Annotated in this window: 22 protein-coding genes; 10 read left to right on the top strand and 12 right to left on the bottom strand. The window is 59.8% G+C overall.

Going from position 1 to position 23,966, the window contains the following annotated elements; all coding sequences use genetic code 11:
• Positions 1-47 precede the first annotated feature (47 nt).
• The 6 genes from ACR0J5_RS02900 to ACR0J5_RS02875 form a co-directional block, all read right to left on the bottom strand.
• Positions 48-1,190, bottom strand: coding sequence for an MFS transporter (locus tag ACR0J5_RS02900; protein WP_480650347.1), 1,143 nt, complete (start codon positions 1,188-1,190; stop codon positions 48-50).
• A gap of 69 nt (positions 1,191-1,259) precedes the next feature.
• Positions 1,260-2,537, bottom strand: a complete 1,278-nt coding sequence (locus tag ACR0J5_RS02895; RefSeq protein WP_480650346.1) for a DUF3422 family protein — start codon at positions 2,535-2,537, stop codon at positions 1,260-1,262.
• 105 nt (positions 2,538-2,642) lie between these two features.
• A complete protein-coding gene (locus tag ACR0J5_RS02890; RefSeq protein ID WP_480650345.1) occupies positions 2,643-2,999 on the bottom strand; it encodes a VOC family protein in 357 nt (118 codons plus the stop codon).
• 151 nt (positions 3,000-3,150) lie between these two features.
• On the bottom strand, positions 3,151-4,602 hold the full coding sequence (locus tag ACR0J5_RS02885) for an NAD(P)(+) transhydrogenase (Re/Si-specific) subunit beta (RefSeq protein WP_480650344.1): 1,452 nt from the start codon (positions 4,600-4,602) through the stop codon (positions 3,151-3,153).
• A 13-nt stretch (positions 4,603-4,615) separates the two neighbouring features.
• Complete coding sequence (locus tag ACR0J5_RS02880; protein ID WP_480650343.1) at positions 4,616-6,187, bottom strand: Re/Si-specific NAD(P)(+) transhydrogenase subunit alpha; 1,572 nt, start codon at positions 6,185-6,187, stop codon at positions 4,616-4,618.
• Positions 6,188-6,315: 128 nt separating this feature from the next.
• Positions 6,316-6,765 (bottom strand): methyltransferase family protein, encoded by a 450-nt coding sequence (locus ACR0J5_RS02875; RefSeq protein WP_480650342.1) that lies wholly within the window; start codon positions 6,763-6,765, stop codon positions 6,316-6,318.
• A 204-nt stretch (positions 6,766-6,969) separates the two neighbouring features.
• Here ACR0J5_RS02875 and kynU point away from each other — a divergent pair, with 204 nt between their 5' ends.
• The gene (gene kynU, locus ACR0J5_RS02870; protein WP_480650341.1) at positions 6,970-8,163 is read left to right on the top strand and encodes a kynureninase; all 1,194 of its coding nucleotides are present in this window, start codon (positions 6,970-6,972) and stop codon (positions 8,161-8,163) included.
• On the opposite strand, the gene ACR0J5_RS02865 is transcribed toward kynU, so the two are convergent.
• Entirely contained in the window at positions 8,156-8,734 is a 579-nt protein-coding gene (locus ACR0J5_RS02865; RefSeq protein WP_480650340.1) for a TetR/AcrR family transcriptional regulator, read from the bottom strand. The genes kynU and ACR0J5_RS02865 overlap by 8 nt on opposite strands.
• A gap of 99 nt (positions 8,735-8,833) precedes the next feature.
• Between ACR0J5_RS02865 and ACR0J5_RS02860 the strand changes: the two genes are divergently transcribed.
• Both ACR0J5_RS02860 and ACR0J5_RS02855 read left to right on the top strand, forming a co-directional pair.
• A complete protein-coding gene (locus ACR0J5_RS02860; RefSeq protein WP_480650339.1) occupies positions 8,834-9,298 on the top strand; it encodes a (2Fe-2S)-binding protein in 465 nt (154 codons plus the stop codon).
• A 3-nt stretch (positions 9,299-9,301) separates the two neighbouring features.
• Complete coding sequence (locus ACR0J5_RS02855; protein ID WP_480650338.1) at positions 9,302-11,542, top strand: xanthine dehydrogenase family protein molybdopterin-binding subunit; 2,241 nt, start codon at positions 9,302-9,304, stop codon at positions 11,540-11,542.
• Positions 11,543-11,591: 49 nt separating this feature from the next.
• Here the strand turns inward: ACR0J5_RS02855 and ACR0J5_RS02850 are convergent, their stop codons facing one another.
• The 3 genes from ACR0J5_RS02850 to ACR0J5_RS02840 form a co-directional block, all read right to left on the bottom strand.
• Entirely contained in the window at positions 11,592-12,371 is a 780-nt protein-coding gene (locus ACR0J5_RS02850; protein ID WP_480650337.1) for a gamma-glutamyl-gamma-aminobutyrate hydrolase family protein, read from the bottom strand.
• A 167-nt stretch (positions 12,372-12,538) separates the two neighbouring features.
• The gene (locus tag ACR0J5_RS02845; RefSeq protein WP_480650336.1) at positions 12,539-12,964 is read right to left on the bottom strand and encodes a GlcG/HbpS family heme-binding protein; all 426 of its coding nucleotides are present in this window, start codon (positions 12,962-12,964) and stop codon (positions 12,539-12,541) included.
• A 75-nt stretch (positions 12,965-13,039) separates the two neighbouring features.
• Entirely contained in the window at positions 13,040-15,175 is a 2,136-nt protein-coding gene (locus ACR0J5_RS02840; RefSeq protein ID WP_480650335.1) for a malate synthase G, read from the bottom strand.
• Between the two features lie 205 nt (positions 15,176-15,380).
• On the opposite strand from ACR0J5_RS02840, the gene pepN reads away from it, so the two are divergent.
• From pepN to ACR0J5_RS02815, 5 genes are all read left to right on the top strand, one after another.
• A complete protein-coding gene (gene pepN, locus ACR0J5_RS02835; protein ID WP_480650334.1) occupies positions 15,381-17,933 on the top strand; it encodes an aminopeptidase N in 2,553 nt (850 codons plus the stop codon).
• Positions 17,930-18,358 (top strand): hypothetical protein, encoded by a 429-nt coding sequence (locus ACR0J5_RS02830; protein WP_480650333.1) that lies wholly within the window; start codon positions 17,930-17,932, stop codon positions 18,356-18,358. Before pepN ends, ACR0J5_RS02830 begins: the two co-directional genes overlap by 4 nt.
• A gap of 185 nt (positions 18,359-18,543) precedes the next feature.
• Positions 18,544-19,749, top strand: coding sequence for a hypothetical protein (locus ACR0J5_RS02825; protein WP_480650332.1), 1,206 nt, complete (start codon positions 18,544-18,546; stop codon positions 19,747-19,749).
• A gap of 70 nt (positions 19,750-19,819) precedes the next feature.
• Complete coding sequence (gene gatB / locus ACR0J5_RS02820) at positions 19,820-21,331, top strand: Asp-tRNA(Asn)/Glu-tRNA(Gln) amidotransferase subunit GatB (RefSeq protein WP_480650331.1); 1,512 nt, start codon at positions 19,820-19,822, stop codon at positions 21,329-21,331.
• A gap of 144 nt (positions 21,332-21,475) precedes the next feature.
• Complete coding sequence (locus ACR0J5_RS02815) at positions 21,476-21,895, top strand: DUF4177 domain-containing protein (RefSeq protein ID WP_480650330.1); 420 nt, start codon at positions 21,476-21,478, stop codon at positions 21,893-21,895.
• A 6-nt stretch (positions 21,896-21,901) separates the two neighbouring features.
• On the opposite strand, the gene ACR0J5_RS02810 is transcribed toward ACR0J5_RS02815, so the two are convergent.
• Both ACR0J5_RS02810 and ACR0J5_RS02805 read right to left on the bottom strand, forming a co-directional pair.
• Positions 21,902-22,126 carry a GDCCVxC domain-containing (seleno)protein gene (locus ACR0J5_RS02810; RefSeq protein ID WP_480650329.1) on the bottom strand — a complete coding sequence of 75 codons (225 nt, stop codon included), beginning with the start codon at positions 22,124-22,126 and terminating at the stop codon, positions 21,902-21,904.
• A gap of 28 nt (positions 22,127-22,154) precedes the next feature.
• Positions 22,155-22,409: a BolA family protein gene (locus ACR0J5_RS02805; protein WP_480650328.1), complete on the bottom strand. Its 255-nt coding sequence runs from the start codon at positions 22,407-22,409 to the stop codon at positions 22,155-22,157.
• A gap of 107 nt (positions 22,410-22,516) precedes the next feature.
• Between ACR0J5_RS02805 and ACR0J5_RS02800 the strand changes: the two genes are divergently transcribed.
• Together ACR0J5_RS02800 and ACR0J5_RS02795 are read left to right on the top strand one after the other, a co-directional pair.
• Positions 22,517-23,143: a J domain-containing protein gene (locus ACR0J5_RS02800; protein WP_480650327.1), complete on the top strand. Its 627-nt coding sequence runs from the start codon at positions 22,517-22,519 to the stop codon at positions 23,141-23,143.
• Between the two features lie 155 nt (positions 23,144-23,298).
• Entirely contained in the window at positions 23,299-23,808 is a 510-nt protein-coding gene (locus ACR0J5_RS02795; RefSeq protein WP_480650326.1) for an NYN domain-containing protein, read from the top strand.
• Positions 23,809-23,966 lie beyond the last annotated feature (158 nt).

Here is a 23,966-nt window from a genome sequence, read left to right as displayed (position 1 = left end):
CTCTCCCAGTCAGTTCATTGCGCCGGAGACGCCCCGGCGGGTAGTCGTCAATCCAAAGGCGCAGGCCGCAGCGCGCCGGACAGCAGGACAATCAGCACCGCCAGAGGCAGCAGCGCCGCAAAGGCCAAGCGTAATGTAAGCATCTCTGCCAAAAACCCAATAAGCGGCGGGCCGATCAACAACCCGCCATAACCCAGCGTTGCCACGCTGGCGATGGCCTGCCCGGGCGGCACATTCGGATCATTGGCCGCCCGGCTAAAGGCCAAGGGCATGATCATGGCATAGCCCACCCCCATCAACGCAAAGCCGGCCAGCGCCAAACCCGCCTCGGCAGCCGTGACCACGCCCAGTACCCCCAGCGCTGCACAAACACCGCCAAAACGAGCCGTCACGACGGGGCCGAACCGCGCAATCACAAAACCCCCAGCCAATCGAAACGCCACCATGGTCACAGAAAACACAGCGTATCCAAGGGCTGCGACACTCTCAGCCGCGCCAGTTACATCCCGCAGAAAAATCGCGCTCCAATCCGCCACGGCCCCTTCGCCCAGCGCACCGCAGAGCGCTGTAAAGCCAACCAGAACCAAGGCACCGGATGGCAAAGCAAACACCGCGCCGCCGTGCGTTTCAGCCCGACGGGACGTCCACCTGACCCATGACAAGGCCAGCGCCAGCGCAACAACCACGCCCCCTGCGAGTAAAAAGTGCTGCATCACCGACAGGCCCATCTGCACTGCACCATAGCCGCTGAGCGCGCCCAACCCGGCCCCAAGGCTCCACATCGCGTGAAAGGATGACATGACGGGCTTGTCATAGGTCTGTTCGACCTCAGCCGCCCAGGCGTTCATGGCCACATCCATCGATCCGTGAAAGGCCCCGAATATGAACAGAAATCCCGCCAACGCCCAGAACCCATCGGCAAGCGCAAGCAGGATCAACGACGCAGTGTAAAGAACCGCAATGATCCGCGTCAGCGCAACGGCTCCGAACCGGTCGGTCAGCCGCCCTGTCACCGGGAACGAGCACACAGCCCCCGCCGCCATGAACAAAAGTCCATAGCCCAGCGCCTCATGCGTCAGGTCCAGCCTGTCCCGTACCGCAGGAATACGGGACGCCCAGATACCAAACAGCGCACCATTCAGAATGAACATGGCCGCCACAGCACGCCACGCAGCCCAGAGTCCGATCACGGGGTTTCCTTTGAACACAACGCCAGTTGCGTCAGTTCTACAGCTTGCGCCCGGTTTGGCAAACGCGGATCACTCCAGTCGTTTACGGATTTGCCTGATGCCGAACCAGACCGCCAGAACAACGGGCACAGTCACCGCCGCGGTCAGCATCCCCTTGCTGATCCCCGCCTTGGTCAACGGGTACAGCAGATAGCTAGCCAGCGAGACCGCATAGTAACTGATCGCCACCACCGACAAACCTTCGACCGTGTGTTGAAGGCGCAAGGCCAGATCGGCCCGGCGGTCCATACTCTCAAGCAACGCCTGGTTCTGTGCACTGCGTTCCACATCAACCCGCGTCCGCAATAGCTCACCCGCACGGATGGCCCGGTCCGACAGCGCCTGCAGGCGGCGCTCGGTCGATTTCACCGTGCGCATCGCCGGATCGTACCGGCGCATCATGAAATCGGCAAAACTCTGACGGCCCTTGAACCGCTCTTCGCGCAGCACTGTGACCCGCTGGTTCACGATGGCCTCATAGGCCCCTGTCGCCCCAAACCGGAACGAACATTGGGCCGACAGCGTCTCCAATTCGATCGAAGTCGACAGCAGCCGTTGCAGCAACTCATCCGGATGCGCCGAGTTGCCCGACATCTGCCCCATCAACTGGGTCAGTTGCCCGTCCAACTCTCCGATCCGTGGCGTCAGTTGCTTAACGCGGGCAAAGCCCAGCATCGACATCGCTTTATAGGTCTCAATCTCGCACAGACGCTGGATCAGCCGCCCTGTTCTGCGGCGCCCGGTCCCCTCAGGGATAAACAGCGCAAACCGCACATGCCCTGCGGGATCGATGCGGAAATCGCTGGCACAGATCGCAGCATCATCCAATACGCGCGCCACGGCCAGGCTTTCGGGCTCAAACCAATCCGCCAGCGCAGACTCAACCTTTTGATCCGCCTCACGCTCCACCACACGGATCATCGCCGAAGTAAACCGTTGTCCGGGGCTGGCGGCCAACCAGTCGGCAGGAAACACCTCAAAATCTGCCGGGTTAAACGCCCGGTCACTGACGTTTTGCGCAATCGCGGTATAGGTCACAAACTCAGTATGCTGTTCCCATTTCAGCCAATACCGCCCGATCTGTCCGGCGTAATGTGTGGCCTCGGGCTGCGGATGTGGTGCGCCATGCCGATCCAGCAGCTGGATCAGATGGGCCAGGTCCTGATCCCGGTCCCGCGCCACCGCAGCATCCGGCTTTTTAATCGCCAGAAAAACCACCGTACAGGGCGCCGCCGCCACAGGAAACGGGCGGGCATGCAGTTCATTGGCCAGCGCATAGCGCAGCGGGTGATCATCAATAGGCGTCATTCAGGGCTCCGTCTCCTGCGGGCACTATACGAGCAATGCCAGAGACATCAATTCTCTTCCATTTCATGAACTTGCGAGAATACGACAGTATACACGCCAATCAGGTCATTGATTTGGCTGCCACAACTCGATGGGGTTGCCTTCGGGATCGTGAATACGGGCGAATTTTCCAACCTCACTGTCCCATTCCGGCTTGCTTTCAACCGCGATACCCGCACTTTCCAATTGCCTGCTCAGAGCCTCCAAATCATCAACGCGGAAATTGATCATCCACTGCTGATCCGACCGCCCAAAATAATCGGTATCCTCGGGAAACGGCGCAAAAACCGTATACCCCTCACGCTGCCGCCACGGCACCGGATCGTAATGCGATACACCAAGATGCTCCTCGTACCACGCAGTTAAAGCCTCAGGGTCACGCGCACGAAAGAACACTCCGCCAATTCCATTCACCTTCTGCATCCCACCCTCCTAACGCGACACGCGCCCATACTACTCCGCCTGCTTCATCTGGCCAAAAATATCCTGGGGGTTTGGGGGCAAAGCCCCCATCACCACCAAAAAAGAAAAGGGCGCCCGCAGGCGCCCTTTGCATTTTGATAACGGCCTCAGATCAGTCGATCATCGGCAAGAGCTTGTCCAGCGACTGTTTTGCGTCGCCATAGAACATCCGTGTGTTTTCCTTGAAGAACAGCGGGTTTTCGATGCCGGAATAGCCGGTACCCTGACCCCGTTTCGACACGAACACCTGCTTGGCCTTCCAGCATTCCAGAACCGGCATCCCGGCGATGGGGCTGTTTGGGTCTTCCTGCGCCGCAGGGTTCACGATGTCGTTCGAACCGATGACGATGGCCACATCCGTGTCTGGAAAGTCTTCGTTGATCTCATCCATTTCCAGCACGATGTCATAAGGCACCTTTGCTTCGGCCAGCAGAACGTTCATGTGGCCTGGCAGACGACCTGCAACGGGGTGGATCGCAAAACGCACCTCTTTGCCCTTGGCGCGCAATTTACGGACCAACTCGGACACCGACTGCTGCGCTTGCGCTACCGCCATACCGTAGCCCGGAATGATGATCACGCTGTCTGCGTCGTTCAGCGCCGCCGCAACGCCATCAGCATCAATGGCCACCTGTTCGCCTTCAACCGCCATCTGTTCACCCTGCGGGCCACCAAAGCCGCCCAGGATCACGCTGACAAAGTGACGGTTCATCGCCTTACACATGATGTAGGACAGGATCGCACCCGACGAGCCCACCAGCGCGCCGACAACGATCAGCAGGTCATTGCCAAGGCTGAAACCAATCGCCGCAGCTGCCCAGCCCGAATACGAGTTCAGCATCGACACCACCACCGGCATGTCGGCACCGCCGATACCCATGATCAGGTGATAGCCGATGAACAGCGCCGCAAGTGTCATCAGGAACAGCGGGAAGAACCCGCCCGAACTGGTGTACCAGATCAGACAGATGAACGACAGACCCGCAGCTGCCGCGTTCAAGGCATGACCGCCGGGGAGCTTCGTGGCCACGGATGTCACCTTGCCCGCCAGTTTGCCATACGCCACAACCGATCCGGTAAAGGTGATCGCACCGATAAAGATACCCAGGAACAGTTCCACATGCAGGATCGCCAGCTCCGCCGGAGTTTTCTTGGCGATCAACTGGGCAAAATCACCCAGACCTGACAGTTCGACCTCTTTTGCGGCATCGGCAATTGCAAACACCTCGGCCACGTTCTGGATTTCGAAATGCGCATTGAACCCCACGAACACAGCAGCCAGACCAACCAGCGAGTGCATCGCGGCGACCAGCTGCGGCATCTCGGTCATCTGCACGCGCTTGGCGACATATTGGCCGATAAAGCCCCCGCCCGCGATCAGCAGCAGCGACAACAGCCACAGACCGGAACCCGGACCAACCAGCGTGGCGAACACCGCCAGCGCCATACCGACGATACCGTACCAGACAGCGCGCTTGGCGCTTTCCTGGTTCGACAGACCGCCGAGGGAAAGAATGAACAGAACAGCCGCAACAACATACGCGGCAGTGGTAAAGCCTTCCATCTACCCGGCCTCCTTAAGATTTCTGGAACATGGCGAGCATGCGCCGGGTGACAAGAAAGCCGCCGAAAATGTTGATTCCGGCCATGAAAACAGACAGCGCTGCCAGCAGAATGACCAGGAACGACCCCGATCCGATCTGCATAAGCGCCCCGACGATGATGATCGACGAGATCGCGTTAGTGATCGCCATCAGCGGAGTGTGCAAGCTGTGCGCCACGCCCCAGATCACCTGGAAGCCCACGAACACCGCCAGCACGAACACGATGAAGTGCTGCATGAAGCTGGCCGGAGCCACCAGCCCCACCAGCAGCATGAGCACGCCACCCACGCCCAGCAGGGTGAACTGCTGTTTGGTCTGCGCCTTGAAGGCGGCAATCTCCTGCGCCTTTTTCTCTTCCGGGGTCAGCTCCTTGACCTCGGGCTTTTTCTGGGCCGCGATTGCCTGCACTTTCGGCGGTGGCGGCGGGAAGGTGATCTCACCCTCATGGGTCACGGTCGCGCCGCGGATCACGTCATCTTCCATGTCGTGATTGATCTGACCATCCTTTTCAGGCGTCAGATCAGTCATCATGTGACGGATGTTTGTTGCATAAAGCGACGAGGCCTGTGCAGCCATCCGGCTGGGAAAATCGGTATAGCCGATGATGGTCACACCATTGTCGGTCACGATCTTCTCATCTGCCACGGTCAGCTTGCAGTTGCCGCCTTTTTCCGCCGCAAGGTCCACAATGACCGAACCCGGCTTCATCGCTTCGACCATATCCTTGGTCCAAAGTTCTGGCGCTTCGCGGTTCGGGATCAGCGCGGTGGTGATCACGATGTCCATCTCGGGCGCGAGTTCGCGGAACTTGGCCAGCTGCGCCTCACGGAACTCCTCGGACTGGACGCTGGCATAGCCGCCGGTGGCCGCGCCATCCTGTTGGTCTTCCTCGAAATCCAGATAGACGAACTCAGCCCCCATGGATTCGACCTGCTCGGCCACTTCGGGGCGCACGTCGAACGCATAGGTGATCGCACCCAGCGAGGTCGACGTCCCAATGGCAGCCAAACCGGCCACACCCGCGCCGACAATCAGCACCTTGGCAGGCGGCACCTTACCGGCAGCCGTCACCTGACCGGTGAAGAAACGGCCAAAGTTGTTGCCCGCCTCGATCACCGCGCGATAGCCCGCGATATTGGCCATTGAGGACAAAGCATCCATCTTCTGGGCACGCGAAATACGCGGCACCATCTCCATGGCGATGACGTTGGCGCCCTTGGATTTGGCCAGCTCCATACCTTCTTCATTCCCGGCCGGGTTGAAGAAAGAAATCAGCGTCTTGCCCTTGGTCAGACGCTTCAGCTCGGTTTCGTTGGGTTGACGGACCTTGGCGACGATATCAGCCGCTTTCCAAAGCGAAGCCGCAGTTTTGATGACCTCGACCCCGGCCTCTTCATAAGCTGCATCTGAAAACCCGGCGGCAGCGCCTGCGCCTTTTTCGATCAGGCACTCATAGCCCAGCTTTTGTAACTGACGGGCCGAGTCCGGCGTCATCGCCACCCGGTTCTCACCGTCAAAAGTTTCCTTTGGCGTTCCTATCTTCAACGGTGCGTCCCCCTAATATTCGATATGTTCGCGCGCGCGTTTCGCATTTTTAGTCAATTCTCCATCTAACTTGCGAAAGATTATTTCGCAACTGCAGCATTTGTTACGTTGTGTCACTAACGTCCATTTCAGATCCATCGCCGCGTCTGCTTTTCATAACGGGCAAAATCCGCACGAAACGTGCGGCGCATTCGATCCTCTTCCGGCAGGATAAAGCGGCGCTCCAGCAGCCAGACAAAGATCGGAACCAAAACCAGAGACAGAACAGCATCGAACCGAAGGATCAAACCTGTCAGGATCAATACATCGCCCAGATAGATCGGGTTCCGGCTGCGCTTGAAAATACCCGTTTGCACCATCCGCGAGGGTGTCTGATGCGGGAAGACCGTTGTTTTGTGGCGACGAAATTCGACAACTGCCAGCGCTGCCAGAATAATGCCACCGCCAATCAGCAATCCGCTTGCAAGATCTGTGAACCAACTCTCTAAAGACAATCCCATAGGCAGAAAGCGCGATTGCAGCCACGCAAGGCACGCGGCCCCCAGAAGCCAGATTGGAGGGATGTCAATTTTTTGCATGCGTGCGTAGTACCTGCGTGTCACTTCTGCTGAAAGTGTCGTTTTCGACAGTTTGTCTACCGCTTTCCGACACGAATATCAAAACCCCAGATAGTCGCAGCAATTTATTGCGCCCAGGTAAGGAACGTATGCGTCGGTAGACAGTTCAATGCGCATCAGTTAGCCATCTTCAACAAGCAGGCTGACCACCAAAGCGGAGCACTCATGACCGACTTCAAAGCAACCAAAGCCATGTTCGATCTGCCTGACGGAGTTATCTATCTGGATGGCAACTCTCTGGGCCCTTTGCCGCGTGCTGCTGGGGAACGGGTCAGTGACATGCTGGTCAAAGAATGGGGGCAAATGCTGATCACCGGCTGGAACAAGGCCGGGTGGATGGGGCTGCCTGTTGGATTGGGCGACCGCATCGGGCGGCTGATCGGTGCGGAACCCGGTGCGGTGGTGACGGGCGATACCCTGTCGATCAAGGTCTATCAGGCCGTGGCCTCAGCCCTTGAGTTGCGCCCCGACCGCAAAGTTGTCCTGTCCGATAGCGGGAATTTTCCGTCGGACTTGTATATGATGGACGGGCTGCTGCGGTCACTGGGGCCGGATTACGAATTGCGCGTGGTCGCGCCCGAAGAGGTCGCGGCACATATCACCGAAGACGTCGCCGTTCTGATGCTGACCGAGGTCGACTATCGCTCGGGCCGGATGCACGACATGAAGGCACTGACCGAGTTGGCGCATGCCAATGGCACCGTCACCGTCTGGGATCTGGCCCATTCGGCAGGGGCGATTCCTGTGGATCTGTCCGGCTGCAACGCCGATTTCGCGGTTGGGTGCACCTATAAATACCTCAATGGCGGCCCCGGTGCCCCTGCCTTTATCTACGTCGCGCCGCGTCTGGCCGATCAGGTGCGCCCCGCCCTGTCCGGTTGGCTGGGTCACGAATCTCCGTTCGCGTTTGATCTGGATTACCGCCCCGGAACCGGGATCGAGAGGATGCGGGTCGGCACCCCTCCGATCATTCAGATGACAGCGCTGTCGGCGGCCATGGATATCTGGGACATGGCCGAGATGGCCGATGTGCGCGCCAAGTCCATTGAACTGACCGAACTTTTCATCACCCGCGTCGAAGCCACCTGCCCCGAGCTGGAATTGGCCAGCCCGCGCGACCCGCACCAGCGCGGCAGTCAGGTCTCATTCCGGTTCACCGAAGGCTATGCCGCCATGCAGGCCCTGATCGCGCGCGGAGTGATCGGGGACTTCCGGGCCCCCGATATCATGCGTTTCGGGTTCACGCCGCTGTATGTTGATGAGCAGGACGTGGAAAGCGCCGTCGATATTCTGGCCGACATCATGCAGAACCGCCTGTGGGACACGCCGGAATACAAGGTGCGTCAGCGGGTTACCTGACTTCCAGCCCGGTGCCAATCAGCGCCGCGATCTGCGCAACCTGTTGTTCATACACCTCAGCCCCCGCGCCGATCAGTTTGAGCCCTTTGAGCGTGGCCGCAATCGTGCGCCCGGTTTCCTCAGCATCGTTCAGCAGACGTACCCGCCCGGCCTGCGCCTTCCGCTGCAGCCAGTCTGTGTAGAGCTCTGCCAGCCGTGCCTCTCCGGCGGCGACAATATCGGCCGCCATGGATTTCGTGTTATCCAGCATCTCAAGCCCATGAGGTGAGGCCAGTATCGTCGCGATCCCGGCTGTCTGCACCTGAACGGCCTTGGTCAGAACCTCGGATACGGGCCCTTCTTCGGCAAGCGCCTGCGCCACGGCTTGGGTTTTTTCAGCATAATAGACCTCGGTCAGTTTGCTGACGATCGCCTCTTTGTTCTTGTAATGCAGATACACCGCCGGACGCGACATGCCCGCACCGCGCGCGATGTCGTCCATCGAGGTCTTCTTGTACCCGTAGGCGGCAAAGGCCTGAAAGGCCGAATTCAGGATCGCCTTTTGCCGTGAATCGTCAATCGTCTCAGTCATGAGGAAACTGGTGACAGTTTTTGTCTATTTTGTCAATTGACACACTGACACTTTTCGATAAACATGTCAGAAACCAGCCACAGCTAAACGAGGCACGCCATGGCGACCACTCTGAAGATCAACGGAACGCAACATCAGGTTGACCTGCCTGACGATGTCCCCCTGCTTTGGGTGCTGCGGGATGAGGTCGGCCTGACCGGAACCAAATTTGGCTGCGGCGTCGCCGCCTGCGGGGCCTGCACCGTGCATATCGATGGTGAGGCCGTGCGCTCGTGCCAGGTGGCGCTGTCGGATGTCTGGGGCAATGTGACAACGATCGAAGGGATCGGCACGCCGAATGCGATGAACGCGCTGCAACAGGCCTGGGTCGATCATCAGGTCGCGCAATGCGGCTATTGCCAGTCCGGTCAGATCATGCAGGCGGCTGCGTTGCTGGCCGAAAACCCCGCCCCCTCAGACACTGACATTGACGAGGCGATGCAGGGCAACCTGTGCCGCTGTGGCACCTATCCCCGTATCCGCGCCGCGATCCACGATGCGGCTGGCAAGCTGAAGGAGGCGTAAACAATGGCATCTGTTGGTAAAATCCTCCGCCGCACCTTCCTGATTGGCTCCGCTGCGGTGGTCGGCGGTGTGGCCTTTGGTGGTTACTATGTCAGCCGCCCCGCCCCGAACCCTCTGAACCCCGGTAAGGGTGAGGCCGCGCTGAACCCGTTTGTCCTGATTGACCAGAACGGCGTGACCCTGTTCGCCCCGCGGGCCGAGATGGGTCAGGGCGTCAAAACCACATGGGCCGCCCTGATCGCCGAAGAACTGGATGTCGATCTGGATCAGATCACCGTTCTGCACGGACCTGCTGCTGCGGCCTACTACAACTCGGCCCTCGTGGGTGAGGGTCTGCCCAACAAGGGCTATGACATCTCGGACTTCCAGCACAATCTGGGTGAGATGCTGGGGGTTCTGGGCCGAACGCTCAGCCTGCAGGTCACCGGGGGTTCAACCTCGATGAAAGACGGGTTCGAGCGGATGCGTCAGGCCGGCGCGTCGGCGCGGGAGACCTTGAAACGCGCTGCAGCCAGCCGGTTGGGCGTTGAACCGGCTGAGTTGAAAACTGCCTCGGGCCATGTGATCGTCCCCAATGGCGACAAGATCGCCTATAGCGATTTGGCGGAGGATGCCGCAGCGCTTGAACCGGTCGAGGTCGCGCTGCGTGATCCATCCCAGTGGCGCTATCTGGGCCGCACCCAACCACGTCTGGATATGGTTGGTAAGGTGACGGGCACTGCGGAATTCGGCGTCGACGTGCGCCTGCCCGGCATGAAATTCGCCGCCGTGCGCATGAATCCAAAGCTGGGCGGCGCGATGAACGGCTTTGATGACAGTGCAGCAAAAACCATGCCCGGCGTTGAACAAATCGTCGATCTGGGCACCGGAGTCGCGGTGATCGCCAACAACACATGGCTGGCCAATCAGGCGGTCGAAGCCATCGACGTGGACTGGGGCGATGCCCCCTATCCGCCCGAAACAGATGGTATCTTTGCCAAGATCGCCGAAGCGTTCGATGACGCCCCGAACTCAACCATGCGCGACGACGGCGATGTCAGCGTCACGCCCGAAGGCGCGACCGAGATCACGGCTGAATACCAACTGCCCTATCTGGCCCACGCCACGATGGAGCCTATGAATGCCACCGCGCTGTTCACCGGCGATGCGCTAGAGCTGTGGTGCGGCAACCAGGCCCCGACCCTGATCCGGTTCCGCGTGGCCAATACTGCGGGTCTGGATACCGAGGCGGTGCAGATTCACACCACCTATCTGGGCGGCGGCTTTGGTCGGCGTGGTGAACTGGACTTTGGCGAGATCGCGACCAAGGTCGCCATGGCCATGCCCGGCACCCCGGTGCAAACCACTTGGAGCCGCGAGGAAGACACCCGTCACGACTATTACCGCCCCGGCGCCATCGCCCGCATGCGCGGCGCGGTGCAGGACGGCAAGGCAGTTCTGATCGACGGCAAAGTCGCCGCGCAATCCTGCACGCAACAGGCGGTGACGCGTTATACCGGCATGCCCGGCGCGGGCCCGGACAAGGTGCTGGTCGAAGGCTTCTTCAACCAACCCTATGCGGTCCCGAACTACCGGATGGCCGGTCACATCGCCAATCTGGATGTCCCCGTCGGATTCTGGCGCTCGGTCGGCAACAGCCATAACGGCTTCTTCCATGAGACCTTTATGGATGAGATGGCCCATGCCGCCGGACAAGACCCGCTGGAGTTCCGGCTGGCGCTGATGAAATCCGAACATGCGCCCTCGACCGGATGTCTGGAGGCCGTGCGCGAGATGTCGGGCTGGACCGGACAAACGCCTGATGGCGTCGGACGCGGCGTGGCATTTACCTACAGCTTTGGCACACCGGTCGCTCAGGTGATTGAGGTGGTGGACGAAGACGGCACCATCCGCATCAATAAGGCGTGGATCGCCTGCGATATGGGGCTGGCGCTGGACCCCGACAACGTCAAGGCGCAGATGTTCGGTGGCATGATGTACGGCCTGTCGGCGGCCTGTTTTGGCGAGATCACGTTCAGCGAAGGCGAGGTCGAGCAGTTTAACTTCCCCGACTATGACGCCCTGCGCATGCACACCGCACCTCAGGTCGAGGTTCGCGTTCTGGAAACCAACCGGCATATGGGGGGCGCGGGCGAACCCGGCACGCCGCCTTCGATGCCTGCGCTTGGAAATGCGCTATTTGACCTGACCGGAGAACGTGCGCGTTCTCTACCGCTGATCAATCAGTTCGATCTTCTGATCTGATCGCGCTGCGCCGGTCCGAGACCCCCTCTCGCGGGCCGGCGCAAAAACTTCAGGCTCTTTGCTGCATCAGACCCGCATTTGTGCCACCGGCCCAGGCGCGCACAGCGGCCCCAAAGGCTTCGAACAAGGGGCGCGAGACCGGGTCGTTGATGGCGTCCCATTCAGGGTGCCACTGCACCGACAGGGTAAATCCGGGAGCATCCTTGATATAGATCGCCTCGGGCGTGCCATCCGGCGCATATCCGTCCACGATCACGCGGTCCCCGACCCGCTTGATGCCCTGACCGTGCAGGGTGTTGGTCATGACCTCTGACGCACCAAGAAGCTTGTGAAACACACCGCCTTCGCTCAGCGACACCACGTGACGCAGGGCAAATTTTTCCTCAAGCGTTCCATCCGGCGGCATGCGGTGGTTCATCCGCCCCGGCAGATCGCGGATTTCGGGATAAAGCGCCCCGCCCATGGCCACGTTGACCTCCTGAAAGCCACGGCAAATCCCCATGAACGGTTGCCCCCGCGCCACGCAGGCCCGTACCAGCGGCAAGGCAATCGCATCGCGGGCGCGGTCAAACTCACCATGCGCCTCGGTCGCGGGCTCACCATATTCCTCAGGGTGAACGTTGGGCCGGCCACCGGTCAGCAGAAAGCCGTCGCAGACCTCCAGCAACTCTTCCACTTCGACATAGCGCGGGTCGGCGGGGATCAGCAGCGGCAGACAGCCACAAACATTTGCAACCGCATCTGAATTCATCGTACCGCCCGCATGGGTCGGGTATTCATCGTTCATAAGGTAAGAGTTGCCGATGATACCGACGACGGGCCGAGACATTGCTGATTTCCTAGAACACGAAAGGTTTCAGGAAAGCTAGCCGCAGGGTCCCTCGCGCGCAATAGCACAGAGCCTGTGTATCAGCGCAGGTACTTGTTCACCCCTGCACAGCGCGCCAAAAACAGGGTCAGCAGCCCATTTTTCAAGCACGAAGCGGGGCGATGCACCTAGATTTCACCGACCAGACCAGCCGCCTCGATCCCCACCAACGCAGCCGCTGCATCATTGTCCGAGGTGTCACCGGTTACACCAACCGCGCCGATCACGGCCCCCTTTTTGTCGCGCAACAGAACGCCGCCCGGAACCGGCACCACCTGCCCGCCGTAAACGCCATTCACTGCGGCCATGAAATAGGCCTGCGCCTCGGCCCGCGCCATTTGCGCGCTACCGGCCATGCCCAGCATGACCGAGCCGTAAGCCTTGCCATGCGCAATCGCAAACCGACCGGGCGCGGCACCGTCTTCACGCTCAAACGCGATCACATGGCCGCCTGCATCCAGAACCACGACCGAAAGGGGCTTTAACTCCAACCGCCGCCCCTCTTCCAAAGCTTTGCGGATGATGGTGCGGGCTTTGCGCAACGTAACAGCCATTCCTGATCCCTTTCATCTGGCCAAAAATATCCCGGGGAGCGCGAGGGGCTGGCCCCTCGCTCCCGCACTCGCCGTTCAGCCCAAGGCTGCTTTCAGTTCCAGACGGCGCGCATGCAGAACCGGCTCGGTATAGCCCGAAGGTTGAACTCGTCCCTTGAAGACCAGATCGCAAGCCGCCTGAAACGCGATACCGTCAAAGCCGGGGGCCATCGGGCGATAGTCGGGGTCCCCTTCGTTCTGACGGTCAACCACCGCAGCCATTTTCTGCATTGCAGTCATGACCTGTTCTTCGCTGACAACGTCGTGATGCAGCCAGTTGGCCAGCGCCTGACTGGAAATCCGGCAGGTTGCGCGATCTTCCATCAGACCAATATCGTTCAGATCCGGCACTTTCGAACAGCCCACCCCCTGATCGACCCAGCGCACCACATAGCCAAGGATGCCCTGCGCATTGTTCTCAACTTCACGGGTGATTTCGTCGGCACTCAGGTTGCGACCACCCAGCAGCGGAACAGTCAGCAGATCGTCCAGCGTGCCCCGCGCACCGCCTGCGGCCAGTTCGTCCTGACGGGCCAGAACGTCAACCTTGTGATAATGCGTAGCGTGCAACGTCGCTGCGGTGGGCGACGGCACCCAGGCGCAGGTGGCCCCGGATTGCGGGTGGCCGATCTTTTGTTCCAGCATATCGCCCATCCGGTCGGGCATTGCCCACATCCCCTTGCCAATCTGGGCCTTGCCCTTCAGGCCGCAGGCCAGACCGATATCGACATTGCGATCCTCGTAAGAGGCAATCCACGGCGTCGCCTTCATGTCGCCCTTGGGCAGCATCGGACCCGCCTCGATCGAGGTATGAATCTCGTCCCCAGTCCGGTCCAGGAAACCGGTATTGATAAAGGCCACCCGCGATTTTGCAGCGCGGATACACTCCCGCAGATTGGCCGAGGTCCGGCGTTCCTCATCCATGATGCCCAGCTTGACGGTATTACGCGGCAGGCCAAGGATGTCTTCGACCATGTCGAAAATCTCGACCGCAAAGGCGACTTCTTCGGGACCGTGCATCTTGGGTTTGACCACATAGACAGACCCGGTGACCGAGTTCCCGCCCTCACGTTGCAGATCGTGCATCGCAATCAGAGTGGTGCACAGCGCATCCATCAGGCCCTCACCGATCTCATTGCCTTGGGCATCGATAACGGCAGGGTTGGTCATCAGGTGACCCACATTGCGGATCAGCATCAGCGAGCGGCCTTTCAACGTGGCCTGCGCGCCGCTCGCCGTGGTGTAATCCACATCCCCAGACAGCCTGCGGGTGAAGGTTTTGCCACCTTTGGATACCTCTTCCGCAAGATCGCCCTTCATCAGGCCCAACCAGTTGCCATAGGCGACGACCTTGTCCGCAGCATCGACGCAAGCGACCGAGTCCTCGCAATCCATAATGGTCGACAGGGCAGATTCCAGATGGACATCCGCAATGCCCGCCGGATCAGCAGCACCGATGTCGCTGGAGGCATCAATCACGATCTTGATATGCAGGCCGTTGTTTTTCAGCAGCACGAAATCCGGTGTCTCGGCCGCACCGCCGAACCCCACAAAATGCGCAGCATCCGCCAACGCAGGCACCAACACGCCCCCGTCGACGCGCAGGTCAGAAACATCGGCCCACGAACCAGCAGCCAGCGGCACCGCGTCATCCAGAAACGCTTTGGCCCATGCAATCACCCGCACGCCGCGTGCCGCGTCATACCCGCCAGCATTGGGCAGATCGCCCATCGCGTCGGTGCCGTACAGCGCGTCATACAAGCTGCCCCAGCGTGCATTGGCAGCGTTCAGGGCAAAACGGGCATTGGTAATGGGTACAACCAGCTGCGGACCCGGAGTGGCGGCAATCTCGGGGTCGACATTTGCCGTGTCGATCTGAAAATCTTCGCCTTCATCGACCAGGTAGCCGATTTCATGCAGAAAGCTCTGATAGGCGGCGGCGTCCTGCGCCTGACCTTTACGCTCAAGATGCCAGGCGTCGATCTGCCCCTGGATCTTTTCCCGCTTGGCCAGCAGGTCGCGGTTCTTGGGGCCCAGATCGGCCACCATCCGTGACAGACCATCCCAGAACGCTTCAGCAGTTACACCGGTTCCGGGCAGAGCTTTGCCCTCGATGAACGTGGCCAGAACCGTATCAACCTCAAGTCCGCTGCGTGTTTGTCTGCTGGTCATCCTTACCTCCCGCGGGTGTACGCCGTTGTATGCTGTCAGCATTTAGAACGAAAGTTTCCGATAGGCAACATGGGCCGGGGTATTTCGGTAAAAAAATCTTACCAAAATTTCCCAAAGCGCCCATTTCGCTTGCAACCGCACTGCTTGCAGCCCGCCGCCACAGCCCATAACGTCGCGCCAGACACCAACCGATGCGAGGCCCCATATGCGCGACGCCGCCCCCAAGACGATCTACCTGAAAGACTACACGCCCTTTGGCTATCTGGTAGACAGCGTGCATTTGACCTTTCATCTGGCCGCTCATGCAACGCGCGTCGTGTCCCGTGTGGCCTTCCGCCCCAACCCGGACGCCACCGACCGTACCTTTTTCCTGCATGGAGAGGATCTGACCCTGATCCACGCCGCGGTCGACGGGGCCGAGATTTCCCCCGACGTCACAGATAAGGGCCTGACCGCTCAGGTCCCCGACGCGCCCTTCATCTGGGAGGCCGAGGTTGAGATCGAGCCCGGCAACAACACCGCGCTTGAGGGGCTGTACATGTCCAATGGCATGTATTGCACCCAGTGCGAGGCCGAGGGCTTTCGCAAGATCACCTATTACCCCGACCGCCCCGACGTGATGTCCACCTTTACCGTGCGTATCCATGGCGACCTGCCTGTATTGCTGTCAAACGGCAACCCGTCCGGTCAGGGCAAAGGCTGGGCCGAATGGACCGACCCGTGGCCCAAACCGGCCTATCTGTTTGCGCTGGTTGCCGGCGACCTGATCGCCCATCCCGACCAGTTCACCACCATGTCGGGGCGCGATGTCGCCCTGAACCTGTGGGTGCGCCCCGGCGATGAAGGCAAATGTGCCTTCGGCATGGAGGCCCTGAAAAAGTCCATGAAATGGGATGAGGACGTCTATGGCCGTGAATACGATCTGGACGTGTTCAACATCGTGGCCGTCGATGATTTCAACATGGGCGCGATGGAGAATAAGGGGCTGAACATCTTCAACTCCTCGGCTGTGCTGGCCAGCCCCGAAACCTCGACCGATGCCAATTTCGAACGGATCGAAGCGATCATCGCGCATGAGTATTTCCACAACTGGACCGGCAACCGCATCACCTGCCGCGACTGGTTCCAGCTGTGCCTCAAAGAGGGACTGACCGTATTCCGCGATGCGCAGTTCACATCCGACATGCGCTCGGCCCCGGTCAAACGCATCCATGATGCCATTGACCTGCGCGCCCGCCAGTTCCCTGAAGATAACGGACCGCTGTCTCACCCTGTGCGGCCAGAAAGCTTTCAGGAAATCAACAATTTTTACACCGCCACGGTTTACGAAAAAGGGGCCGAGCTGATCGGGATGCTGAAACGTCTGGTGGGCGATGAGGCGTATAAGATCGCGCTGGACCTCTATTTTGACCGCCATGACGGGCAGGCCTGCACCATTGAGGACTGGATCAAGGCGTTCGAGGATACCACCGGCCGCGATCTGACCCAGTTCAAGCGCTGGTACAGCCAGTCCGGCACCCCGCGCGTGACTGTGGACGAAGGTTGGGACGACGGCACCTATACCCTGACCTTGTCGCAGCACACCGCCCCCACACCGGGCCAGACAGAGAAACGGCCGCAGGTGATCCCGGTGGCCGTAGGCCTGCTGGGCCCCGACGGGGACGAGGTTCAGACCACCGAAGTTCTGGAACTGACCGAAGCCAAACAGAGCTTTGCCTTCACCGGGTTGGCGGCCAAGCCCGTGGCCTCGATCCTGCGCGACTTCTCGGCCCCTGTCATTCTGGAGCATGACCACACCGATGCCGAGCGCGCCTTTTTGCTGGCCCATGACACGGATCCGTTCAACCGCTGGCAAGCGGGCCGGTCGCTGGCCCAAAGCACCCTGCTGCGCATGATCCGCACCGGCGAGGCACCGGGTACGGATTATCTGGATGGCATGCTGACGGTGCTGCGCGATCGCGACCTTGATCCGGCCTACCGGTCGCTGATGCTGGGCCTGCCGACGCAGTCCGAACTGGCCGCTGCCCTGTTTGATGAGGGAGATACACCGGATCCGATGGCAATCTGGACAGCGGTGGAAACCCTGCGCCAGGCCACGGCGCAACACATGCAGGACCTGCTGCCGCGCTTGCTGAGCGAAACCCTGATCGATGCCCCCTTTAGTCCGGATGCCGATCAGGCGGGCAAACGGGCGCTTGGCGGGGCCGCGCTGTACCTGACCTCTAGACTGGATGGCGGTGCCCAGGCCGCTCAGGACTATGCGGCGGCCAATAACATGACCCGCCAACTGACTGCCCTCGCCTGCCTACTGCGGTCGGGTACAGGCCAGCGGGAACTGGCCGCATTCTATGAGCAATGGCAGCATGACCGGCTGGTCATGGACAAGTGGTTTGGACTGCAGGTCACTACGGCTGCGCCGGAAACCACCGCCGGGATTGCACGTGACCTGACAAAACACGCGGATTTCAACTGGAAGAACCCCAACCGTTTCCGCGCCGTCATGGGGGCGCTGGCAATGAACCATGCCGGGTTCCATCACGCGGATGGGGTGGGATACGAGTTGCTTGCAGATTGGCTGATCCGGCTGGATCCGGTGAACCCGCAGACGACCGCGCGCATGTGCACCGCGTTTCAGACATGGAAACGGTATGACCCAGACCGTCAGCACGCAATGCAGGCGCAACTGACCCGCATCGCGGATACACCCAATCTGTCGCGCGACACCACAGAGATGGTGACACGTATCCTGAACGCATGACGCCCTACACGTTCGAACGCCACAACAGGACACCGCGAACCATTGTGATCCTGATCTGTGTGTACATAGTGCTTGCGGCCCTGCATGTCCTGCTGGATGCGGCATGGTGGCTGATCGGCTTGTTCGGTCTGGCCACCCTGCCCGCGCTTTGGGACGTAGTTCACGCAACCAGGGCAGGGCTGACTTTGGACGCGGACCGGATCGCGTGGTTTTCGGGTCGCCGCGCAGCTGACATCCGGCTGAGTGAGGTAGATTACGTCCGATTCGACACCCGCTGGGACTTTTCCGTGCGCGCATCGGTTGTTTTGACCAGCGGCAAAAAAATTCGTCTTCCGGAAGAGGCCACACCACCACACCACGAATTTGAGGTTATTCTTCAAAAGGCTGGCCTGCGAACCGAACGGCACCACTTCAACGTGCTTTGAAACAATCAAAGCACATCGCGATCATTGAACATCACACCCCCGCAATCCGGGTCAACAAACTTGAATTTGAAGTGATTTTCGTTCAAATTATCAATCTGAACGACCTGTTTTTAAAAAGTTTCGAGTCTGCCATGTTTCGGTTTTTGAGGGCCAAATCGGCCCGGTCTGTTTCCCGTTCCCACCAAATGTCACGCACTGCGCGGCGCGCAGAGCCCATCCTTGCACCGATGTTGTCGGATCACGGCCAGTTGAACATTCCTCTGGCCAGCATTGCTGCCGAAGACATGATCGGGCGCGACTCGATTGAAAAAGGACGGTCTCTGGCCAGACAGGATCGTTGGTCCGAGTTGTCTCGTCAGATGCGTGTGGCGGACAAAGCCCGGGCCACAGCGCCAGACGGAATGCCGATTGCAGATTTACTGGCTTTCGGGGCCCGCGCAGATGTGGTTCTGGCAGTCGAACACGCCCTGTCAGACGGCAGCGCCCTGTCCGAATATGACCTGCTGGGCGGTATCTCAGAGCTGGAAGACGAGATGCGCGCGCATGGAAGTGATCCGATGATCACGCTGGTTGTTGCGCTGGCCCATATCGATCTGGCCTGGGCATGGCGGGGCACCGGTACAGACGCCACCCTGCCCGCGCTGCACCGATCACGCTGTGCCGCGCATTTCGACCGGGCATCGGCGCTTTTGCCCAAGTGCCGCGCAGCCGCCCCCAACAGCCCGGTGGTGACCGCGGCCAGCTGCGCCCTGTTGGCCGGTCAACGCAAGTCCAAAATCCGCGTCGCCGATGAGTATGAAAAGCTGATCACACTGGACCCGCAGAACCACAGACATATGCGGGCAATGGGCTCGCACCTGCTGCCCCGCTGGTTCGGCAGCTACGAAGAGTTGGAACTGCAAGCGCTACGCAATGCGGCCCGGACCACTGATACCTGGGGCGCTGGCGGGTACACCTGGGTTCAGTTTGATGCAATTACGCAAGACCCCGCAGCCTGCGCGCGGCTGGATGTCGAATACTTCCTGGAAGGGTTGCACGACATTCTGCATCGTCGCCCCGATCAGCAGACGGTCAACATGCTGTCTGCCTATTGTGCCATCACGATTCAGAACGGTCTCGGTCTGAACGAAAAGGCTGATCTTGTCCGTGCACAAATTCATGACGCCGCACAGTGGCTGATCCGCGATCACATGACCGAACTGCATCCCCTGATCTGGGCGCATGCGGCCAGCGGATTCAACAATTCGGTTCGCATCAACTCGGCCGAGCGGTTCGCGGCCCGGGGCCAGCGCGACGCGTTGCGTGCCATCGGCGATCTGTTCCGCGAGGAATTGCGCAGCGGCATGGACGTGACCTTTACGCCCACCGGCCTGCAACTGTCTCAGCACTGATTCCCCCTTGCCCCTTTGGCGCAGCGCGCCTAATACGCAGGCTTAGACTTCTGCGGATATGAGGCGCGACATGCTCGACCTGACATACGAAATGCCCAAAATCAAAACCATTGCCGGGGCCAAGCACGATTGGGAACTGGTGATCGGGATGGAGGTGCACGCGCAGGTCTCATCGAATGCCAAACTGTTCTCGGGCGCGTCGACCCAATTCGGGGCCGAGCCGAACTCGAACGTGGCCTTTGTGGATGCGGCGATGCCGGGCATGCTGCCGGTGATCAATGAATATTGCGTGGAACAGGCCGTGCGCACCGGGCTGGGCCTGAAAGCGGATATCAACCTGAAGTCCGCCTTTGACCGCAAGAACTATTTCTACCCTGACCTGCCGCAGGGTTACCAGATTTCCCAACTGTACCACCCCATCGTGGGCGAAGGCGAAGTGCTGGTCGAAATGGGCGATGGCACCGCACGCATGGTGCGCATCGAACGCATCCATATGGAGCAGGACGCGGGCAAATCGATCCACGACATGGACCCGCATATGTCCTTTGTCGACCTGAACCGCACGGGCGTTTGCCTGATGGAGATCGTCAGCCGCCCCGACATCCGTGGCCCCGAAGAGGCCGCCGCCTATATCGCCAAGCTGCGCCAGATCATGCGCTATCTGGGCACCTGCGACGGCAACATGCAGAACGGTAACTTGCGGGCGGACGTGAACGTCTCGATCTGTTTGCCGGGGGCTTATGAAAAGTACCAGGAAACGCAGGACTTCTCGCATCTGGGCACGCGGTGTGAGATCAAGAACATGAACTCGATGCGGTTCATCCAGCAAGCGATTGAGGTCGAAGCCCGTCGTCAGATCGCCATCGTCGAAGGTGGTGGCACCGTCGATCAGGAAACCCGTCTGTATGACCCGGACAAGGGCGAGACGCGGTCCATGCGGTCCAAGGAAGAAGCGCATGATTACCGCTATTTCCCCGACCCCGACCTGCTGCCGCTTGAGATTGAGCAGGCATGGGTGGACGACATCGCCGCCAAATTGCCGGAACTGCCCGACGCCAAAAAGGCACGGTTCATCGAAGCGTTTGGATTGACCGACTATGACGCATCGGTTCTGACTGCCGAGGTCGAAAGCGCCGCCTATTTCGAAGAGGTCGCAAAAGGCCGCAACGGTAAACTGGCCGCGAACTGGGTCATCAACGAGCTGTTTGGCCGGTTGAAGAAAGAAGACCACGACATCACCGACTCGCCCGTTTCTCCGGCGCAGTTGGGCGGGATCATCGACCTGATTTCATCGGACGCCATCTCGGGCAAGATCGCCAAAGACCTGTTCGAAATCGTCTATACCGAAGGCGGCGACCCGGCTCAGATCGTCGAAGAACGCGGCATGAAACAGGTGACCGACACCGGCGCCATCGAGGCCGCTCTGGACGAGATCATCGCCGCCAATCCGGCGCAGGTCGAAAAGGCCAAGGTGAACCCGAAACTGGCAGGTTGGTTCGTCGGTCAGGTGATGAAAGCCACCGGCGGCAAGGCCAATCCCAAGGCCGTGAACGAGTTGGTAAGCCAAAAGCTGGGCGGATAAACACCGCGTCAAAAGACATTGAAACGGCGGGGTTTTGCACAAAATCCCCGCCGTTTTTCTTTTCCGCCCGTTTCTGGCAGATGATGACTTTCCCAAAACCAACAACATGTTAGATTGCGTGAACCCGGCAATCAGGAAGATCCGATGCAGCGCTACGAATACAAAGTCGTCCCCGCCCCGCAAAAAGGCACCAAAGCCAAGGGCGTAAAAACCGCCGAGGGCCGGTTCGCCGCATCCATCGAACAAGTGTTGAACCAAATGGGTCAGGACGGCTGGGAATACCAGCGCGCCGAGTTGCTGCCCAGCGAGGAACGCTCGGGCCTGACCAGTTCGACCGTGAACTGGCGCAATGTCCTGGTCTTTCGTCGTGAGGTCCTGGCTGATTTCGTGTCTACGCGCGCACTGGTCCAAGAAGAAGACACCGAGGAAGACGTCGTAAAAGCAAGACCGATCCCCGGACCGGACGCGGTGACACCCCCCGCCCCCATTGCCGCCGCCCCCAAAGAGCCGCCTTTGTCGCTGAAAGGGGCCGAGGCCCCCGCTGAGCAACCGGAGAAACCCTGATCTGGGTCACCCGCAACACGCCGCGCCGCTTTGTATCGGCGGGCATGGAACCGTTGCGTAGGAACAAAAGACACAACAGTCACCCTTTTGGGGTTTCAGCACTGTGTGACAGGATTTGCATTCGTAAAACCACTGGCACATATCCGTGGGCATTGTTTCCCGTTCAACATGGCCGCAAATCGGACAGGTCAGGACAGTCTCGAAACAAAGCTCAGCCTCTTTTTTAACCATCCTGCCCCTCCCGAAGGTAAATTGTCGCCTACACGCCGATATCCAACGCCAGCGCGTGAATGCGCGGTACGATATCGCCCAGCGCCTTATGGACGGCGCGATGTCGCGCAACGCGTGACTGCCCTTCGAACGCTGCGGCGCGGATGCGAACGTTGAAATGGCTTTCGCCCCCCTCCTGAAAGCCCGCATGGCCCCGGTGGCTTTCGCTGTCGTCGACCACCTCAAGCTCATGCGGATCAAAGGCGTCTTGCAGGCGGGTTTTAATCTCGTCGGTCACGCTCATTTTTTCGCTCAGCGGCAAAAATTTTACCGCCCCCCTCTTCTACTTTCGGCTGCTTAGACTAAACTGCTGCCTCCGAGTCGAGAAGATGCGTTCTTAAGGATCACAGCATGACGAAATCAGACCCTTTCGGATTCGATATGTCCGTCTCCAGCGCCAAGAAAAAGAACCCGCGCGGGCGTCGGGGCATGTCGGGCGCGTCTGAGACATCGGTGCGAATCTGTGATCATCCCGGTTGTGAAGAACCAGGCAAGTACCGCGCGCCCAAAGCGCCGGATGTGCTGGACGACTTTTTCTGGTTCTGCCAGCAGCACGTGCGTGAGTATAACCAGAAATGGAACTTTTTCGACGGCACCACCGAGGCTGAACTTAACGCGCAACGCTCCAAGGACAAGGTATGGGAGCGTGAGACCAAGCCCATGGGCGACCCCGAAGCCCGCGCCTGGGCCCGTCTGGGCATCGAAGACCCGCATCAGGTTCTGGGGTCGAACAGTACCCAGAACAAGGGCCGCACATCGGGCGGTGGTGGCCGCCGCCTGCCCCCGACCGAGCGCCGTGCCATCGAGATTCTGGAAGCCAATGACTGCTGGTCCAAGGCCGAGGTCCGCAAGGCCTACAAAAAGCTGATCAAGGTCCTGCACCCTGACATGAACGGCGGCGACCGCAGCCAGGAAGAACAGCTGCAAGAGGTCGTCTGGGCCTGGGATCAGATCAAGGACAGCCGGAACTTTAAGTAAGGCCCGGGCGCCTTCGAAAAGCCGCAACCCTTTATCGAATTCGGGCTGGAAAATCCCGAATTTGAACCCCATTGTCGAACCGATTTGAATCCTGTCTTTCCCGAGGTTCGGCATTGCGCACGCCCTTTGTCCTGTTTTTGACGTCGCTCTGCGGAATGACCGCCGCGATTTTCCTGCCCGCTCAGCCCGAATGGCTGTTGCTGGCCTCTTCCTGCGCGGTGGCAAGCCTGATCCTGCTGCTGCGGGCGTGGCGCAAACAGCGCGGGCCCTCTGGCGACTGGATCATCCTCGACGGTTCGAATGTGATGCATTGGAGGAACGGAAAACCCGACCTCAAGACGCTGCGCGAAGTTCTTGCCGCGCTCAAGACGGCAGGTTTACGGCCTGCGGTCGTGTTCGACGCCAACGCCGGGTACAAGATCGCAGATCGCTACCTGAATGACCGTGATTTCGCCAGACTGCTCAAACTGCCGGTCGATTGCGTCATGATTGCCCCAAAGGGAACGCCAGCGGACCCTCTGATCCTGCGGGCGGCACAGGATCACAAGGCACGCGTGGTCACAAATGATCGTTTTCGCGATTGGGATACCCATTTTCCCGGCGTGCACCAAAACAGCCTGGTCCGGGGCGGGTTCAAACAAGGGAAACTGTGGTTATCGCTTTAGGGACCAAAGAATGTGGTAATCCCGGGGGCAAACCCCTTCGACCCGCTGTCATCTTAACTCCAGTTTCGAAGAAACATCTGGTCAGCTTCTGCACGGTCTCTCTTTCCCTTGCCCTTGCCCGTAATATGTTGCACCACACACGGGTTCAAACCCGGCAA

Source organism: Ruegeria sp. BE1, assembly GCF_056538885.1.
Note: the sequence above shows the minus strand (reverse complement) of the source record. Positions and strands in the feature narration are given on the sequence as shown.

Coding starts and splice junctions, on each gene's coding strand:
- ACR0J5_RS02825 (WP_480650332.1), top strand. CDS start 18,544: ATGTCACGCACTGCGCGGCGCGCAGAGCCCATCCTTGCACCGATGTTG.
- ACR0J5_RS02885 (WP_480650344.1), bottom strand. CDS start 4,602: ATGGAAGGCTTTACCACTGCCGCGTATGTTGTTGCGGCTGTTCTGTTC.
- pepN (WP_480650334.1), top strand. CDS start 15,381: ATGCGCGACGCCGCCCCCAAGACGATCTACCTGAAAGACTACACGCCC.
- ACR0J5_RS02800 (WP_480650327.1), top strand. CDS start 22,517: ATGACGAAATCAGACCCTTTCGGATTCGATATGTCCGTCTCCAGCGCC.
- ACR0J5_RS02865 (WP_480650340.1), bottom strand. CDS start 8,734: ATGACTGAGACGATTGACGATTCACGGCAAAAGGCGATCCTGAATTCG.
- ACR0J5_RS02845 (WP_480650336.1), bottom strand. CDS start 12,964: ATGGCTGTTACGTTGCGCAAAGCCCGCACCATCATCCGCAAAGCTTTG.
- ACR0J5_RS02895 (WP_480650346.1), bottom strand. CDS start 2,537: ATGACGCCTATTGATGATCACCCGCTGCGCTATGCGCTGGCCAATGAA.
- ACR0J5_RS02815 (WP_480650330.1), top strand. CDS start 21,476: ATGCAGCGCTACGAATACAAAGTCGTCCCCGCCCCGCAAAAAGGCACC.
- gatB (WP_480650331.1), top strand. CDS start 19,820: ATGCTCGACCTGACATACGAAATGCCCAAAATCAAAACCATTGCCGGG.
- ACR0J5_RS02810 (WP_480650329.1), bottom strand. CDS start 22,126: ATGGTTAAAAAAGAGGCTGAGCTTTGTTTCGAGACTGTCCTGACCTGT.
- ACR0J5_RS02860 (WP_480650339.1), top strand. CDS start 8,834: ATGGCGACCACTCTGAAGATCAACGGAACGCAACATCAGGTTGACCTG.
- ACR0J5_RS02875 (WP_480650342.1), bottom strand. CDS start 6,765: ATGCAAAAAATTGACATCCCTCCAATCTGGCTTCTGGGGGCCGCGTGC.
- ACR0J5_RS02840 (WP_480650335.1), bottom strand. CDS start 15,175: ATGACCAGCAGACAAACACGCAGCGGACTTGAGGTTGATACGGTTCTG.
- ACR0J5_RS02805 (WP_480650328.1), bottom strand. CDS start 22,409: ATGAGCGTGACCGACGAGATTAAAACCCGCCTGCAAGACGCCTTTGAT.
- ACR0J5_RS02795 (WP_480650326.1), top strand. CDS start 23,299: ATGACCGCCGCGATTTTCCTGCCCGCTCAGCCCGAATGGCTGTTGCTG.
- ACR0J5_RS02850 (WP_480650337.1), bottom strand. CDS start 12,371: ATGTCTCGGCCCGTCGTCGGTATCATCGGCAACTCTTACCTTATGAAC.
- kynU (WP_480650341.1), top strand. CDS start 6,970: ATGACCGACTTCAAAGCAACCAAAGCCATGTTCGATCTGCCTGACGGA.
- ACR0J5_RS02890 (WP_480650345.1), bottom strand. CDS start 2,999: ATGCAGAAGGTGAATGGAATTGGCGGAGTGTTCTTTCGTGCGCGTGAC.
- ACR0J5_RS02855 (WP_480650338.1), top strand. CDS start 9,302: ATGGCATCTGTTGGTAAAATCCTCCGCCGCACCTTCCTGATTGGCTCC.
- ACR0J5_RS02830 (WP_480650333.1), top strand. CDS start 17,930: ATGACGCCCTACACGTTCGAACGCCACAACAGGACACCGCGAACCATT.